At 69.4% G+C, this 15,279-nt stretch carries 12 protein-coding genes; 3 read left to right on the top strand and 9 right to left on the bottom strand.

Annotation, left to right across the window (positions count from 1 at the left end; genetic code table 11):
- Positions 1–38 precede the first annotated feature (38 nt).
- Positions 39–1,268, bottom strand: a complete 1,230-nt coding sequence (entS, locus tag POR01S_RS01520) for an enterobactin transporter EntS (protein WP_042133246.1) — start codon at positions 1,266–1,268, stop codon at positions 39–41.
- A gap of 126 nt (positions 1,269–1,394) precedes the next feature.
- Between entS and fepD the strand changes: the two genes are divergently transcribed.
- The 3 genes from fepD to POR01S_RS01505 are packed head-to-tail and all read left to right on the top strand — an operon-like array spanning position 1,395 to position 4,179.
- Complete coding sequence (gene fepD, locus POR01S_RS01515; RefSeq protein ID WP_042133244.1) at positions 1,395–2,390, top strand: Fe(3+)-siderophore ABC transporter permease; 996 nt, start codon at positions 1,395–1,397, stop codon at positions 2,388–2,390.
- Positions 2,387–3,385, top strand: a complete 999-nt coding sequence (gene fepG / locus POR01S_RS01510; RefSeq protein ID WP_042133243.1) for an iron-enterobactin ABC transporter permease — start codon at positions 2,387–2,389, stop codon at positions 3,383–3,385. The genes fepD and fepG overlap by 4 nt, the downstream gene beginning before the upstream one ends.
- On the top strand, positions 3,382–4,179 hold the full coding sequence (locus POR01S_RS01505; protein WP_042133240.1) for an ATP-binding cassette domain-containing protein: 798 nt from the start codon (positions 3,382–3,384) through the stop codon (positions 4,177–4,179). The genes fepG and POR01S_RS01505 overlap by 4 nt, the downstream gene beginning before the upstream one ends.
- On the opposite strand, the gene POR01S_RS01500 is transcribed toward POR01S_RS01505, so the two are convergent.
- From POR01S_RS01500 to POR01S_RS01465, 8 genes are all read right to left on the bottom strand, one after another.
- Entirely contained in the window at positions 4,176–5,306 is a 1,131-nt protein-coding gene (locus POR01S_RS01500) for a M20 family metallopeptidase (protein ID WP_042133239.1), read from the bottom strand. The genes POR01S_RS01505 and POR01S_RS01500 overlap by 4 nt on opposite strands.
- A 28-nt stretch (positions 5,307–5,334) precedes the next feature.
- Entirely contained in the window at positions 5,335–6,090 is a 756-nt protein-coding gene (locus POR01S_RS01495) for a glutamine amidotransferase (RefSeq protein WP_042133236.1), read from the bottom strand.
- Between the two features lie 20 nt (positions 6,091–6,110).
- The gene (locus tag POR01S_RS01490; protein WP_027599919.1) at positions 6,111–7,196 is read right to left on the bottom strand and encodes a phosphotriesterase family protein; all 1,086 of its coding nucleotides are present in this window, start codon (positions 7,194–7,196) and stop codon (positions 6,111–6,113) included.
- Positions 7,193–8,212: an ABC transporter permease gene (locus POR01S_RS01485; protein ID WP_027599920.1), complete on the bottom strand. Its 1,020-nt coding sequence runs from the start codon at positions 8,210–8,212 to the stop codon at positions 7,193–7,195. The genes POR01S_RS01490 and POR01S_RS01485 overlap by 4 nt, the downstream gene beginning before the upstream one ends.
- Positions 8,213–8,225: 13 nt before the next feature.
- Positions 8,226–9,002 carry an ATP-binding cassette domain-containing protein gene (locus tag POR01S_RS01480; RefSeq protein ID WP_027599921.1) on the bottom strand — a complete coding sequence of 259 codons (777 nt, stop codon included), beginning with the start codon at positions 9,000–9,002 and terminating at the stop codon, positions 8,226–8,228.
- Between the two features lie 12 nt (positions 9,003–9,014).
- Positions 9,015–9,956, bottom strand: coding sequence for a substrate-binding domain-containing protein (locus tag POR01S_RS01475; protein WP_042133232.1), 942 nt, complete (start codon positions 9,954–9,956; stop codon positions 9,015–9,017).
- A gap of 243 nt (positions 9,957–10,199) precedes the next feature.
- Positions 10,200–11,216: a LacI family DNA-binding transcriptional regulator gene (locus POR01S_RS01470; RefSeq protein WP_042133230.1), complete on the bottom strand. Its 1,017-nt coding sequence runs from the start codon at positions 11,214–11,216 to the stop codon at positions 10,200–10,202.
- A gap of 113 nt (positions 11,217–11,329) precedes the next feature.
- The gene (locus POR01S_RS01465) at positions 11,330–15,268 is read right to left on the bottom strand and encodes an enterobactin synthase subunit F (protein ID WP_081875148.1); all 3,939 of its coding nucleotides are present in this window, start codon (positions 15,266–15,268) and stop codon (positions 11,330–11,332) included.
- Positions 15,269–15,279 lie beyond the last annotated feature (11 nt).

Here is a 15,279-nt window from a genome sequence, read left to right as displayed (position 1 = left end):
GTATGCACCCGTTAGAAACGCCGTGGCGGTTTTACACGCTAGGCGCCCAGGCTTTCCGCCCGGCGCAGACCACGGGCCAGCGCCCAGCAGAGGGCAGCCACCCCGGTGGCGACCAGACCAAAGACGCAGGCCGCCTGCGCCGGCAGCATCAGGCTGGCCAGACCGCCGAACAGCGCCGCGCCGATGGCTTCGCCGCCGATGTTCTGCGCCGTCCACAGCGCATTGATGCGCCCCAGCAGGCGATCCGGGGTCAGGCGCTGGATCAGCGCGTACTGCACCAGGGAATTGAGCGCACCCAGGTAGCCGAACAGCACCAGGCACAGCGCCGACAGCCAGAAGCCGGGCAGCAGCGCGAACACCGCCACCGCCAGAAAGGTCGCCACCGCGGTCATCAGCAGGGTACGTCCCGGACGCGGCGCCTGGTTCAGTCGGCCACTGGTGAGGGCGCCGATGGCCGCGCCCATGGGCGCGGCGGCATAGAGCCAGCCCAGGTGTCCGGTATCCAGCCCCCAGTCCTCCCCCAGCGACGGATAGAGCACCCGCACCGCGTTGGCCATGGTGACCAGGGCGCCGACCAGGGCGACCGCGCCCAGCAGGCGATTCTCGAAGAGGAAGGCGATGCCGCCGCCCAGGGCCTGCCAGGGCGTTTCGCGTGGCTGTTCCGGCGGGGGCAACGGCGGCAGGCGCAAGAGCACCAGCAGGGTGATGAGGGTACCGCCGGCGGTCAGGCCGTAGTTCCAGGCCACGCCACTCTGGGCGATCAGCAGGGTGCCCAGCGGCGGGGCGACGATGGCCGCCACCCGCACGCTGAGCATGTTCAGGGCACCGGCCTGCACCATGGATTCGCGCCCGACCAGGATCGGCGTGACCGCCAGCAGCGCGGTCACGCCCAGGGCGCCAAAGAAGCCGTCCCACAGCGCCAGCAGGTAGATGGCGGTCAGCGACGGCTCGGGCAGGCTGGCGTTGACCGCCAGGCCGATGAAGCCCAGGCCGCAGATGGAACGCGCGGCCAGGATCAGCCGGCGCCGCTCCAGGCGGTCGGCCAGCACCCCACCGGTGAGCAGGCCGACGAACATGCCGATGCCGGCCATGCTCAGCGCCAGGCCCACCTTGAGCGGCGAGTCGGTCAGCGCCTGGACCTGGATGGGGATGGCCACGGCCAGGAGGCCGAGGGACAGAACGGAGACCAGGCGGGCGATGAACAGGGTGCGAAAGGCGGCGTGGGACCTGAGCAGGCCGAAGTCGAGCAGGAAGGACGTCTTGGACATGAATCACCGGAAAAACACTGGGGACGCTATCGAGCCGCCGGGGCAAGGCTGTTAGCATGTAATACAGACTATCATGTGTTAATACGCCTTGTTCTCATCCACTCCCCTCCCCGTCGGTCGTCGCGGATGACCCCGCGCCGCCTCCTCATCCTCGGCTGCGCCGCTGTCCTGCTGCTCATGGTGATGGCTGCCAGCCTGGCGCTCGGCGCCACCGCCATCCCGCTGGCCGATGTCTGGCAGGCGCTGGGCCAGGGCTGCAGCGAGCCGGCCTGCCTGATCGTGCGCGAGGCGCGGCTGCCACGCACCCTCGCCGGGCTGCTCGCCGGAGCGGCGCTGGGCGTGGCCGGCACCCTGATGCAGGCGCTGACGCGCAATCCCCTCGCCGACCCGGGCATCCTCGGCGTCAATGCCGGAGCCAGTTTCGCCGTGGTGCTGGGCATCGCCCTGTTCGGCGCCAGCGGTCCCGAGCAGTACCTGGGCTTCGCCTTCGGCGGCGCCCTGCTGGCCAGCCTGGTGGTGCTGCTGGCCGGCATCGCCGGTGGCGGCGGCTTCAACCCGATGCGCCTGGTGCTGGTCGGGGTGGCCCTGGGCGCCATGCTCGAAGGCGTCAGCTCGGGCATCGCCCTGCTCGATCCCCAGGTCTACGATCAGCTGAGATTTTGGCAATTCGGCTCCCTGGACGTCCGTCAGCTCGATCTCTTGCGCAGCGCCAGCCTGCCGGTGCTGGGCGGGGTATTCATCGCCCTGCTGCTGGCGCCAGCCTTGAACGCCCTGAGCCTGGGCAGCGATCTGGCCGTGGCCCTCGGCACCCGGGTCCGCCAGACCCAGTTGCTCGGCCTGCTGGCCATCACCCTGCTCTGCGGGGCCGCTGCCGCGGCGGTCGGCCCCATCGCCTTCGTCGGCCTGATGGTGCCGCACCTGGGGCGCTGGGCCATCGGCGAAGACCATCGCTGGCTGCTGCCCTTCGTCCTGCTGTTCACCCCCAGCCTGCTGCTGACCGCCGACATCGTCGGCCGCCTGCTGGTGACCAACGAGCTGCGCGTCTCGGTGGTGACCGCCTTCCTCGGCGCGCCGCTGCTGATCTGGCTGGCGCGCCGTCAGCGCCAGGGAGGCCGGGCATGAACCGTCCCGGTCGCCTGCGCCTGCCCGGCGTGCTGCTCGCCCTGCTCGGCGGCGCCCTGTTGCTCGCCCTGTTCGCCCTGGGCAGCGGCAGCCTGGCCCTGAGTCCCGCCCAGGTGCTGGGCGCCCTGTTCGGCGAGGCGCCGCGCGGCATCGAACTGGTGGTCACCCAATGGCGCCTGCCGCGGGTGGCCCTGGCGCTGCTGATCGGCGCCGCCCTGGGCCTGAGCGGGGCGCTGTTCCAGTCACTGCTGCGCAATCCCCTCGGCAGCCCGGACATCATGGGTTTCAACACCGGCGCCTACAGCGGCGTGCTGGTCGCCCTGGTGCTGTTCCAGGCCAGCATCCTCTGGAGCACCACCGCCGCCCTGATCGGCGGCCTGCTCAGCGCGGCCCTAGTCTATGCCCTGACCTGGCGCGGCAGCGGCGTGGATACCCTCAGACTCATCATCGTCGGCATCGGCGTACGCGCCCTGTTGATGGCGCTCAACACCTGGCTGATCGTCCACGCCTCCCTGGAGGCCGCCTTCAGCGCCGGCCTGTGGAGCGCCGGCTCGCTCAACGGTATCACCTGGGCCAAGGCCTGGCCGGCGGTGGTCTTCATCCTGCTGGCAGGTGTAGCCAGCCTGGCGCTGAGTCGCCGGCTGTTCCTGCTGGAGATGGGCGACGACACCGCCTGCGCCCTCGGCGTGCCGGTGGAGCGCACGCGGCTGTCGCTGCTGGGCCTGGGCGTGGTGCTCACCGCCGCCGGCACCGCGGTGGCCGGACCGATCTCCTTCATCGCCCTGGCCGCGCCGCAGATCGCCCGCCGCCTGACCGGCACCCAGCGCCTGGCGCTGCCCGCCGCCGCCCTCACCGGCGCGGTCCTACTGCTGGGCGCGGATCTCATCGCCCAGCGCCTGTTCCTGCCCTATGTCCTGCCGGTCGGCCTGGTCACGGTGAGCCTGGGTGGGCTCTACCTGATCGGCCTGCTCATCTGGGAGTCCCGCCGCTCATGAACGACGCCCCCGCTTCGCGCCTGCACGCCGAGCGCCTGACCCTGGGCTACGGCCGCAAGCTGATCGCCGAAGACCTGTCGCTGACCATCCCCGATGGCGAGCTGACGGTCATCATCGGTCCCAACGGCTGCGGCAAGTCGACCCTGCTGCGCACCCTCAGCCGGCTGCTGGCGCCCAGCCAGGGTCAGGTCTGGCTGGACGGCCAAGCGATCCAGAGCTATCGCACCAAGGAGGTGGCCCGGCGCCTGGGTCTGCTGCCACAGAGCTCCCAGGCCCCGGGCGACATCTCGGTGCGCGACCTGGTGGCCCGTGGGCGCTATCCGCACCAGACGCTGTTCGGCGGCGTGCGCGCCGACGACGAGCGCGCGGTCACTCACGCCATGCAGGCCACCGGCGTCTTCGAGCTGGCCGACCGGGCGGTGGACACCCTTTCCGGCGGCCAGCGCCAGCGGGTATGGATCGCCATGGCTCTCGCCCAGGAAACCCCGCTGCTGCTGCTCGATGAGCCCACCACCTGGCTCGACATCACCCACCAGATCGATCTGCTGGAATTGCTGGAAGACCTCAATCGCCAGCAGGGCCACACCCTGGTGATGGTGCTGCACGACCTCAACCACGCCTGTCGCTACGCCACCCACCTGGTGGCCATGCGCGACGGCAAGGTGCTGGCCACCGGCCGCCCGCGCGACGTGGTCACCCCCGCGCTGATCAAGGCGGTCTACGACCTGGACTGCCTGATCATCGACGACCCCGTGGCCGGCACCCCCATGGTGGTACCCCTGGCGCGGCGCTAGCGTCCGGCGAGCATCCAGTCCCGGAGCAACTGCCCGTAGAGCTCGGTGCCCTCCTCCAGGCGCTGCACCTCGCAGTATTCGTCCACCTTGTGCGCCATGCTCGGTTCGCCCGGCCCCAGGATCAGGGTGGGCGGATCGTTCAGCGCGGGCAGCAGCACGGCGGCATCGGTGAAATAAGGCACCACGCTGGCGGGCAGCGCCCCGCCGTGCAGGGTGGCGCAACGGTCGAAGACCTGCTGCACCCAGGCGTCGCTCCTGTCGGCACAGACCCCGGGCAGATCCACCAGGACCTCCAGCTCCAGATCGCTGCCCAGGTGCTCGGCCAGACGCCGCTGGATGTCGGCATGCTCCAGGTTCGGTGCGGTCCGCAGATCGAGGGTGAAGGCTGCACGATCCGGCACCGAGTTGATGTTCAGCCCACCCGTGACGGTCCCCACGTTGAGCGTGGGTTGGCGCATGAGCGGATGCGGCGGGCCGACGGCGAAGGTGCGCGCCTGGCCAATGGCCTCGGCCAGGCGGTAGATGGCGTTTTCCCCCTCCTCGGGCATGGCGCCGTGGGCCGTGCGGCCATGGGCGGTGCAGCGGAGCCAGAAGGCGCCCTTGTGCCCCAGCACCGGCCGATTGGCGGTGGGTTCGCCCACCAGCAGCGCGCCCAGCTCGCCGAGCAGGTGCGGCGCATCCCGGCACAGCGCCCGGGCGCCGTCACAGCCGGTTTCCTCACCGCCGGTGAGCAGCAGCCGGACGCCAGGCCCCTGGGCGATGACCTCGCGATTGCGCTGGCAGGCGACGATGAAGGCGGCGATGCCCGCCTTCATGTCGCTGGCGCCGCGGCCATAGAGGCGCCCTTCGGCCACCTCACCGGCGAAGGGCCCGTGGCGCCAGGTGCCATTGCCCAGGGGCACCACGTCCAGGTGTCCGGTAAAGCCCAGCGGCTTGCCGGCCCCGCGCCCCGGTAGCCAGGCCACCAGGTTGCAACGTCGTTCGCCGAAATGCTGCAACTCGCAGTGGAAGCCCGCCCCGCGGAGCGTCTTGACCAGGAACTGCGCACAGGCTTCTTCATCGCCCGGCGGATTGAGCGTGGGAAACCCCAGCAGCGCTCGGGTCAGGGCCAAAGGATCGTCGAGCATTGGGGATCTCCAGTCGGACTACGGGTGATCAGGCGCGCCGCGAGAGCCAGTCCAGGCAGTTGAGCCAGAAGCGCCGATAGGCATCGCCGGCCAGGAAGTCGTCGGGCATCCAGTGCATCGACATGTCGCTGGTCCAGACCAGGGTACGCCCCTGGCCGACTTCCCGGGTCGCCAGCAGTGGATGACCGCTACCCGCGACGCTCGCCACGAGCTGGGCGTCCGGATGCAATTCCACCTCGTTGTAGCCCAGCAGATAGGACCAGTCCTGGGGCAGGCCACGCAGCAACTCATGCTCGCCGTGCACCTCTGGCGTGAAGCCCTCGGGCACCTCGATGCGGTCGTCATAGGGCAGGCAACGCACCGGCAGCACCTCTTCCACCGCCGTACCGCGATAACGGCCCCCCCCGTTGATGCCCTGGAAGCTGTAGTAGCCACCGACCATCATGAGCGCGCCACCCTGCAGCACGTACTCGCGCAGCGCCGCCAGGCGATTCGGTGTGCGGCGGCTGCGCAGCCAGGTATCCGGATGCAGCAACAGGCTGTTGGCACCGATATCCGACAGGATGATCACCTGGTAGTCGCGCAGGGCCTCCAGCGTCGCCGGAAAATCGGTTTGCGCCTGGTCGGCGCACATCTGGGTGACGGCATAGTCGCTGTCGGCCAGTGCGGTCAGCAGGCGCTGGGCGCCATTGTGGGCGGTGACGGAGGCGAACTGGTCGAAGCCTTTGATATGGGTCGCGGTGCTGACCCAGGATTCGCCAGCGAGCAGAACGGACTGTTTCATAGGTTCTCCGGTTGCGGACGTTAGGCCGATCGAACGCGCTGGAAGACGCGGCGCGGGTTGTCGATCAGCAGGGTTTCCAGTTGCGCCCCCGTGACGCCATGGCGGCGCAGACGCGGGACGAAGTGCTTGAGCAGGTAGCCATAGCCGTGGCCGCCGTAGCGGGTGAGCATGGTCTTGAGAAAGACGTCCTGGGACAGCAGCAGGCGCTCGCCGTAGCCGGCCTCCAGCAGACCGACGAGGGCGCGGGCGTTGTCTTCGTCGGACGGCGACTGGGCGGCCTCGTCGGCGAAGTAGTAGCCCATGCCGATCATGTCGTATTCGAGGAAGGCACCCCGCTCCGCGAGTCCGTGCTGGTAATCGAGGTCGCGATGACTGGGATTCATGTGGCAGAGCACCACGTGGTGCAGGTCGGCGCCCTCGGCGGCGGCGATGTCCAGCACTCGGTGGCCCAAACGTTCCCAGCCGGGCAGATGGACCGCCAGGGGCACCCCGGTAAGGCCGCTGGCCCGGGCGGCGGCGCGCAGGGATTTTTCCTCGCTGTCGGTAAAGGCGGCCGACACCCCGATCTCGCCGATCAGGCCGGCGATGACCTCCGGCTTTTCCGCCGCTCCGCCCACGTCGTGGACGATCTGGGCGGTGAGTTCCTCCACCGAGCGCTCCCTGACATAGGCCGGGTGCGAGGGCTCCAGGTAGAAACCGGCGCCCATGATGATGTTGAGACCCGTGAGCCGCGCGATGCGCTGCAGCGCCTGGGGATCGCGACCGATGCCGAGGTTGGTGGGATCGACCACCGTCTCCCCGCCCAGGGCGCGATATTTCAGCAACTCGGCGCAGGCCAGCTCCACGTCGAACAGCTGGCAGTTGTCGCGGCTGACCAGCGGATTCATATGCAGCTCGCCGAGCAGTTCGATGCTCACCGGCTGCTCGGCCAGGTGTCGCTCGCCGCAGCAACGGGGTGGCACCCATTTGCCGGAGGCGTCGAGCAGAATGTGCTCGTGCATCAGGGTCACGCCCAACCGGTCCACCGGCAGCGGGCCAAGCACCGTCATGGCATGGCCGCTGTCGACCCCGACCGGAAGCGGCTCGGGATGGCGAAACAGACTCATCCGCCTACCCTCCCCAGCGGGCGGCCGGTCTTGAGGATGCGGGTGTTGAGCCAGATGGCCAGCAGCACGATGGCCCCCGTGGCGATCTGGGTATAGAAGGGCGACACATGGGCGAGGATCAGGCCGTTCTTGATCACCGCCATGGTCAGCACGCCCAGCAGGGTGCCAAGGATGGTGCCGAAGCCGCCGAACAGACTGGTGCTGCCCAGCACCACCGCCGCGATGACCTCCAGTTCGAAGCCCTCCCCCTGGTTGGAGGAACCACTGCCCAGTCGGGCCGTTACGATCATCCCGGCCAGCGCCGCCGCCATGCCGCTCAGGACGTAGACGCGCAGCAGCACGCCGCGGGTATTCACCCCTGCCCGGCGGACGCTTTCGGCATTGGCGCCAATCCCCGTGAGATAGCGCCCGAAGCGCATCCTGCCCAGCAGCAGCATGCCGCCCAGCACCGCGAAGAGCGCGAGCCATACCGCCAGCGGCAGTCCGAGCACCCAGCCGCGACCGAGCGCGAGAAAGGCGCTGAATTCACGGGGAACCGGAATGGAATAGCCCTGGGTGATGAGCAGCGCCAGGCCGCGAATGATGGTCAGGGTCGCCAGGGTCACGATGAACGCCGGGATTCCCGCGTAGGCGATGAAGTAGCCGTTCAGCGCACCGATCAGCGCCCCCACCAGCAGGCCGCCGGCCAGCACCACCGGCCAGGGCAGCTGCCAGGTGTTGAGGCCGAGGGCGGCCAGGGCGCCCACCAGGGCCAGGGTGGAACCGACCGACAGGTCTATGCCACCGGTGGTCACCACCAGGGTCATGGCCACGGCCACGATCAGCAAGGGCGCGTTCTGGCGAATGACGTTGAGCAGGTTGCCGCTGCTGAGGAAGTTGTCGGTCACCAGCGCGAACAGCAGGCAGCAGAGGGCGAAGAACAGCGCGATGCTGGCGACGCCGGGATAGTCGTGCAGCAGGCGGCGCAGCGGTGACTGCACCACCACGCGCTGTCGGGTCAGGTCGAGGGTATTCATGAAATCCTCCGATTCAGGCGCAGGCGGAACGGGCGGTGAACTTGTGGCCGACGATCAGCTCGACGATCTCGCCCAGACTGGTGTCGGCCACCCGGCGCTCGGCCAGGTTCTGGCCCTCGTACATCACCATGATGCGGTCGCAGACCAGGAAGAGATCCTGCAGCCGGTGGGTGATGAGGATGACGCTCACCCCCTGGCGGCTGATGGTGCGGATCAGCTCCAGCACCGCCTCGACCTCGGCCACCGCCAGGGCGGCGGTCGGCTCGTCCATGATCAGTACCCGGGGTTCGAAGGCCGCGGCGCGGGCTATGGCCACGGCCTGGCGCTGGCCGCCGGAGAGGTGGCGTACCTGGGCGCGGGTATCGGGCAGGCTGATGCCCAGCCCCTCGAGGATGCGGCGCGCATCGGCGTGCATCTTGCGCTCGTCCAGCAGCGGCAGCCCGAGCAGCCGGCGGCGGGGCTCCCGCCCCATGAAGAGGTTGCCGGCCACGTCCACGGTGTCGCACAGGGAGAGATCCTGATAGACCATCTGGATCCGACAGCGCTGTGCATCCGCCGGGCCTTGGAACACCTCTTCGCGGCCGTCGATGCGGATGCAGCCACTGGTGGGCAGCACCGCGCCGGAAAGAATCTTGGTCAGGGTCGATTTGCCGGCGCCGTTGTCGCCGACCAGCCCCAGGACCTCGCCGGGCTGCAGGGCGAGGTCGACGCCGCGCAGGGACTGGATGGAGCCATAGCTCTTGGTGATGCCGGTCATGCTGACCCGGGGAACCGTCGTCGCAGTGTCCATGCTCGGTCTCCGCTACTTGAAGTCGGCGCGATAGGCATCCAGGTTTTCCCGGGTGACCAGGGTCACCGGGATATCCTGCTGCTTAGTGACCTGCTGGCCGGCGAGCAGCGCCAGCGCCGCCTCCACCGCCGCCTTGCCCATGCCGCGGGTGTTCTGCTGCACCACCACTGCCACGGAGCCGTCATCCAGGCCCTGGACGGCCTGGGGCGACAGGTCCCAGCCAAAGATCCGGGTGCGCTCGCCGCTGCCCTGGGCGACGCTGGCCGCCACGGTGCCAATCAACGCCGGCTCGCCGGTGGCATAAACGATCTGCAGATCCGGATTGGCGGTGAGCAGATTTTCCGCGGCGCTCTGCGCGGTGTCCTGCACGTTGTTGCCATCCACGGTACCGACGATCTTCGCCTTGGGCGCGCGCTGGGCCAGCCCCTCGCGGAAGCCGTCCAGACGCAGGTTCTGCACGTAGGAACCCAGGGCTCCCACCACCCCGACCTTGGCCTCGCCACCCAGCTCTCGGGTGATGTAGTTGCCGGTGTATTCCCCCAGCTGGCGAGCCGCGGCGCGGTTGTCGACGCCGACCTGCACCTGGTTGTCGCCATTGAGCACGGCGTCGATGGCCACCACCGGGATACCGGCCTGGACCGCCGCCGAGACCGCCGGCTTGATGCCGTTGACGTCGATGGCACAGACCAGGATGGCGTCCACCCTGTCCTGGATGTAGGCCTCGATGGCGTCGTTCTGGGCGGAGGGGTTGTCGTTGGCGTTGAACACCACCAACTCGGCGCCCGCCGCCTTGGCAGCGGCCTGGGCACCCTGGGTGATCTGGGTGAAATAGAGCGCCTGCTGATTCACCTGGACCAATGCCAGCCGCTTGGCCGGCGCCGCCTGGGCACTACCGGCCAGGCCCAATCCGAACACCATCAGCATGGAAGCGAACGTCTTGCCGAATCGAAGCATCTCCATCCTCCTCTACCCTGCCAACGGATGTGGCAGCGGTTAGTAAACCGGTTTACTAAGTGGGCCAAAAAATAGAACCGGGAAGGTTCTGTTGGAAAGGAAACAGCACAAGGCGTGCCAGCAGCGACTGGAGGACCCTCTTCCACTGCCAATTTAAATGGTTACTCAAACCCCCTGCGCAGAGCCTCTGGCCGGACAGCCAAGAGAGTGCTCCACGACTGGGCAGAATGGAAACGCCGGGTGCTACCTTGGGGCAGGCACTGGGGCGACCGAGCCCCGTTCCACCAGCGTTACAGCGACCCGCTGCTCCCCGACTACCGGCTGCCCGGCAAGCACCGCCAGCAGGGCTTCGATTCCCTGGCGACCCAGGTCCCGCGCCGACTGGCGCACGGTACTGAGCGGCGGCGTGAGCAATTCCGCGTAGGGCGCGTCGTCGAAGCCGACCAGGGACAGGGCATCGGGAACCGCCAGGCCGCGTTCGCGCAGGGTATCGAGCACCCCTACCGCGATGAAGTCGCTAGCGGCGAAGATCGCCTGAGGCGGCTCCGGCAGATCCAGCAGGGTCGCGGCCGCCTGACGCCCGAAGTCGCGGCTGTACTCCCCCAGCAGCAGATAATCGGGACGCAAGGGTATTCCGGCCGCGGCCAGGGCTTGCTCATAGCCCTCGCGCCGCTCCCTCACGCTCATCACCGCTGCCGGTCCGGAGACATGGGCGATGCGCCGATGCCCCTGGCGGATCAGATGCTCGGTGGCCAGTCGGCCGCCGGCGACATTGTCGGCGAAGACCTTGGGCATCGAGGTACCCGGGACATCCTCGTCCAGCAACACGATCTCCCGATAGGCGCCCAGTTGCGCCGCCAGCGTCCCGTCATCCGCGCGGTTGGTGATGAACAGCAGACCATCCACGCGGCGCGATCCCTTCCAGTGGACGTACTGGATTTCCCGCGCCGGATCGTTGCGCGTCAGGCAGAGCACCAGGTTGTAGCCATGGGCGAAGGCCGTGGCCTCGGCGGCGTCGGCCAGCTCGGCGAAAAAGGGGTTGGCGATGTCCGGCAGCACCAGCCCGATGGTCTCGCTGCCGCCCTTGCTCAGGCGTTGGGCCAGGCTGTTGCGCCGAAAGCCCAGGGCCTCGATGGCCCCTTCGATACGCTGCGCCGTGGCGGGTGGCAGGCTCAGACTGTGATTCAGGTAGCGCGAAACGGCAGACTTGGACAAGCCTGCCTGCCGGGCGACATCCTGAATGGTCACGCTTTTCGCCATGGGTCCACCTGCAACGAGAGAAGGAGCGGCCTGGCCGATCATCTCTCCTGCCCCGCCCAGGCTTCACACCTTGCCTGAGCGGGGAGTCGCCGTCGAGCCGAACCCGCGAGCCGTCACAGCGCCTTCAACGCCCGATTCAGCACCGGGCCGATCTGCGTCAGCTGGGCCGGGGCGATGATGTCGACGTGGGCGCAATCCACCTCGTGGGCCTGCAGGCGGGTGATCCAGGGCGCCCAGGTGGCCTTGACGTCCATTCCCGCCGGCAGGGTGCGCCGGGCGACGAACATCAGCGCCTCGCCGTCGAAACGCGCGCTGCGCGCCGTGGCCAGCAGCCGCACCGAGTCGGCGTAGTTGCCTTCGATGGTGGCGAACAGCTCCGCCCCCTCCCCCAGTGCCGGATCGGCGAGGCCCTGCTGGGCCGCCAGGAAGGCCTCGCGCTCGCGATTGACCTCGGCCAGCACCTCCGGGTCCAGCTCGCGATGGCCTTCGCGTTCTTGCCAGTTCTGGGTTTCCGGCGGATAGGTGTCGAGCAGGCCGAGGAAGGCGACCTGCTCTCCTGCCGCCTGCAGCCGCGCCGCCAGACCCTGGGCCAGGGTGCCACCCAGGGAATAGCCGAGCAGATGATAGGGCCCCTGCGGCTGCACCTCGCGCAGGGTGCGCAGATGGCGCTGGATGACGGCTTCCAGGTCGGCGCCCTGGGCCAGGGGGCCGTCCGGACGCGGCGACTGGATGCCGAGTAGCGACCAGCGCGGATCCAGGTGGCGCGCCAGCACGCTGAATTGCCAGGCGAAGCCCGAGGCCGGATGGAAGCAGAACAGCGTCGGGCCATCGCCCGGGCGTAGCGGCAGCAGGGTCTCGAAGCCGGCGCGGGTCGCGCTGGCCGCATCCTGCTCCAGCTGCCGGGCCAGGCGGGCGACACTGGAGGCCACCATGATCTGGCCGATGGACACCGGCCGCCCCAGGCGCCGACGCAGCGTGGCGGCCAGGGTCATGGCCAGCAGCGAATGACCGCCCAGGGCAAAGAAGTCGTCGTCCGCACCGACGATGGCGCAGCCGAGCACCTCGGAAAACGCCGCGGCCAGATCGCTTTCCAGCCCCGGCGCCAGGGGGCGGCTGGCAGCCCTGGCCACGCCCTGGGGCGCCGGCAGGGCCTTGCGATCGAGCTTGCCGGTGGCGCCCAGGGGCAAGGCGTCCAGCTCCACCAGGGCCACCGGCACCAGGTGCGGCGGCAGGCTTTCGCCCAGGCGCGCGCGCAGGCGCTCCAGGTCCAGCGCGGCGCCGGGCTGGGCGACGAGATAGCCCACCAGTTGGCGGGCATCGCCACCGGTGGCGGTGGCCGCCTCGCCCAGCACCCGGGCATGGGTGACCGCCTGGGCCACGCCAGGCAGCGCCAGCAGGGCGTGGTCGATTTCCGCCAGTTCGATGCGCTGCCCGCGCAACTTGACCTGGTCGTCGCTGCGGCCGAGGTATTCGACGACGCCCTCGGGCAGCCAGCGCGCCACGTCACCGGTGCGATAGAGGCGCTCGCCCTGCCCGTCCGGCGCGGCGATGAAGCGTGCGGCGGTCAGCTCGGGACGGCCCAGGTAGCCATCGGCGAGTTGCACCCCGCTCAGATAGAGCTCGCCCGCCACACCCGGCGGTACCGGGCGCAGACGCTCGTCGAGGATGTGCAGCCCGGTGTTCCACACCGGCTTGCCGATGGGCACGCTGCTGCCGCTGACAGCCGCCAGGGCGGCGCCATGGGCCGGATGATAGGAGACGTCGACCGCAGCCTCGGTGGGGCCATAGAGATTGTGCAGGGGCGCGCCGACCCGGCGCTCCCAGGTGCGAGCCAGTTCGGTGGGGAGCGCCTCGCCACTGCAGAACACCTGGCGCAGGCTGGCGCAGCGGGCCACCGCGGCCGGCTCGTCCAGACTGGCGACGAAGGCCGCCAGCATCGAGGGTACGAAGTGTACGGTGGTCACCCGCTCGCGGGCGAACAGCTCCTGCAGCGCCAGGGGATCGCGATGGGCCTCGGGTGGCGCCAGGTACAGCCGGGCGCCCACCAGCAGCGGCCAGAAGAATTCCCAGACCGAGACATCGAAGCTGCTCGGCGTCTTCTGCAGGACGGTGTCACCGGCGCCGAGGGGGTAGCTGTCCTGCATCCACAGCAGGCGATTGACGATGGCCGCATGCCCGACCACCACGCCCTTGGGCCGGCCGGTCGAGCCGGAGGTATAGAGCAGATAGGCCGGATCAGCGGGGCGCGGTCCTTCGAACACGGGAGCCTGGTCTAGCCCCTCCAGCGGCGCATCGAGAATCAGCACCTGCTCCTCGCGCAGCCCCGGGAAACGTCCACGTTGACTGGCATCGGTCACCAGCACCCGGGGCCGGGCATCGTCGAGCATCAGTTGCAGGCGCTCGTCGGGATAGCCGCTGTCCAGCGGCAGGTAGGCCGCGCCCAGCTCGAGCGTCGCCAGCAAGGCCAGGGACAGGAACACCGAGCGTGGCAGGGCCACCGCGACGATGTCACCGCGACCGACCCCGGCGTGGCTCAGGCGCTGGGCCAGGGCCAGGACCTGCTTGCGCGTCTCCTCATAGGTAAAGGCGTGCTGCAGATCGGCCAGTGCCGGTGCCGCGGGCGTCCGCGCCGCCTGCTCGGCCAACAGCGCGGCCAGGGTGGTGGCGGGCAGCGGGCGCTCGGTGGCATTGATGGCGGCCAGCCAGTGCTGGTCCGTGGGCGCCAGCAGATCGGCTTCGCTCAGGATGAGCCCAGGTTGAGTGGCAAACTGCTGCGCCAGCAGGCCGAAGCGCTCGGCGTGCCCCTGTAGCAGATCGGCGGTATAGCGCTCGGCGTTGCCCAGCAACTTGATGTCCAGGGCGCCGCTCGCTTCTAGATAAAGAGCGATTTCCAGATCGCGCACCGGCCCCGAGGCCAATTCGTGGGTGATACCGGGCACCCCGGCGAAATCCAGGGCGAAATCGAACAGCTTGAGGTTGATGACCGGTCCGGTCAGGGGCTCGGCATCGCCCGGCCGGCCGAGATCGCGAGCGATCTGCTCGGCGTCATAGCGCTGGTGGCGACGCACCTTCTTGAGTTCGGCGGCCAGCACGGCGGCGAGTTGCGGCAGCGTCTGGGTCGAGTCGGTGCGCACGCCCAGGGGCAGGACGTTGAGCGTCGCGCCCCCGGATTTCAGCGCCACCGACCCCATGCGCCTCATGAAGATGAAGCCGGCGCTGAAGGCCGGCTGACCGCTGAGACGGGCGAACCAGGTGGCGGCCAGGGCCACGGCCAGATCAGCCGGCGTCACGCCCTGGGCCTTGCCCTGCTCGGCCAGCCTGGCGAAGACCGCGGCGGGCACCCGGGCACGGGCTTCCACCACCCGCGGCGTCGGCACCTGCCCCGCCAGGCCACCGGGTGCCAGGGAGGCGGCCGGCGGCAAGGCCGCGCCGCGCTCACGCCAGAAGGCTTCGTCACGCTCGCGCACGGCCGACTGCCGATAATCCTGGTATTCGCGCACCACCTCGGCAAAGGAGACGAAGGGCGAAGCCTCGGGCGTCTCGCCGCGCACCGCGGCGCTGTACAGGGCCGCTACCCGCTTGGCCAGGGCGGCGAAGCCATAGCCATCGATCAGCAGGTGGTGATAGCGCTGGTACCAGAACAGGTGATCGTCACCCAGCTGGTAGATCCGGTTGAGCCACAGCGGCCCGCCGCTGGTGGCTCTCAGGTCGCCGTCGAGGTCGACGCGGATGGCCGCCCGCGCCGCGCCTTCCGGATCGGCGGCCCCGCGCAGGTCCAGCCACTCGGGGGCAGGCGTGGCCGCCTCATCGTCGATCCACTGCACCAGCTCGCCCTCGCGCTCGGCGAACTTCAGTTGCAGGCTGTCCAGCTCGCCCAGGCCCTGGACGATGGCCGCCTGCAGCGCCTGGGCATCGATCGACCCGCGCAACTCGACCAGATGGGCCACGGCGAAGGCATTGGCGTGGGGCGACAGCTGATCGGCCATCCAGATACCGGGCTGGGCGGCGACCAGAGGCAGTGGGCGCGAAAGAGAAAGCGGCGTAGAGGACACAGGAACTCCAG

Origin of the sequence: Pseudomonas oryzihabitans NBRC 102199 (assembly GCF_000730625.1) — a bacterium.
Classification (GTDB): Bacteria; Pseudomonadota; Gammaproteobacteria; order Pseudomonadales; family Pseudomonadaceae; genus Chryseomonas; species Chryseomonas oryzihabitans.
This window is presented reverse-complemented; position numbering and strand designations above follow the sequence as displayed.

What these genes read in the sequence shown, in the direction of transcription:
- POR01S_RS01480 (WP_027599921.1), bottom strand. Translation starts at nt 9,002, where the DNA reads ATGGACACTGCGACGACGGTTCCCCGGGTCAGCATGACCGGCATCACC.
- POR01S_RS01495 (WP_042133236.1), bottom strand. Translation starts at nt 6,090, where the DNA reads ATGAAACAGTCCGTTCTGCTCGCTGGCGAATCCTGGGTCAGCACCGCG.
- POR01S_RS01500 (WP_042133239.1), bottom strand. Translation starts at nt 5,306, where the DNA reads ATGCTCGACGATCCTTTGGCCCTGACCCGAGCGCTGCTGGGGTTTCCC.
- POR01S_RS01470 (WP_042133230.1), bottom strand. Translation starts at nt 11,216, where the DNA reads ATGGCGAAAAGCGTGACCATTCAGGATGTCGCCCGGCAGGCAGGCTTG.
- POR01S_RS01485 (WP_027599920.1), bottom strand. Translation starts at nt 8,212, where the DNA reads ATGAATACCCTCGACCTGACCCGACAGCGCGTGGTGGTGCAGTCACCG.
- fepD (WP_042133244.1), top strand. Translation starts at nt 1,395, where the DNA reads ATGACCCCGCGCCGCCTCCTCATCCTCGGCTGCGCCGCTGTCCTGCTG.
- POR01S_RS01505 (WP_042133240.1), top strand. Translation starts at nt 3,382, where the DNA reads ATGAACGACGCCCCCGCTTCGCGCCTGCACGCCGAGCGCCTGACCCTG.
- fepG (WP_042133243.1), top strand. Translation starts at nt 2,387, where the DNA reads ATGAACCGTCCCGGTCGCCTGCGCCTGCCCGGCGTGCTGCTCGCCCTG.
- POR01S_RS01475 (WP_042133232.1), bottom strand. Translation starts at nt 9,956, where the DNA reads ATGCTTCGATTCGGCAAGACGTTCGCTTCCATGCTGATGGTGTTCGGA.
- entS (WP_042133246.1), bottom strand. Translation starts at nt 1,268, where the DNA reads ATGTCCAAGACGTCCTTCCTGCTCGACTTCGGCCTGCTCAGGTCCCAC.
- POR01S_RS01490 (WP_027599919.1), bottom strand. Translation starts at nt 7,196, where the DNA reads ATGAGTCTGTTTCGCCATCCCGAGCCGCTTCCGGTCGGGGTCGACAGC.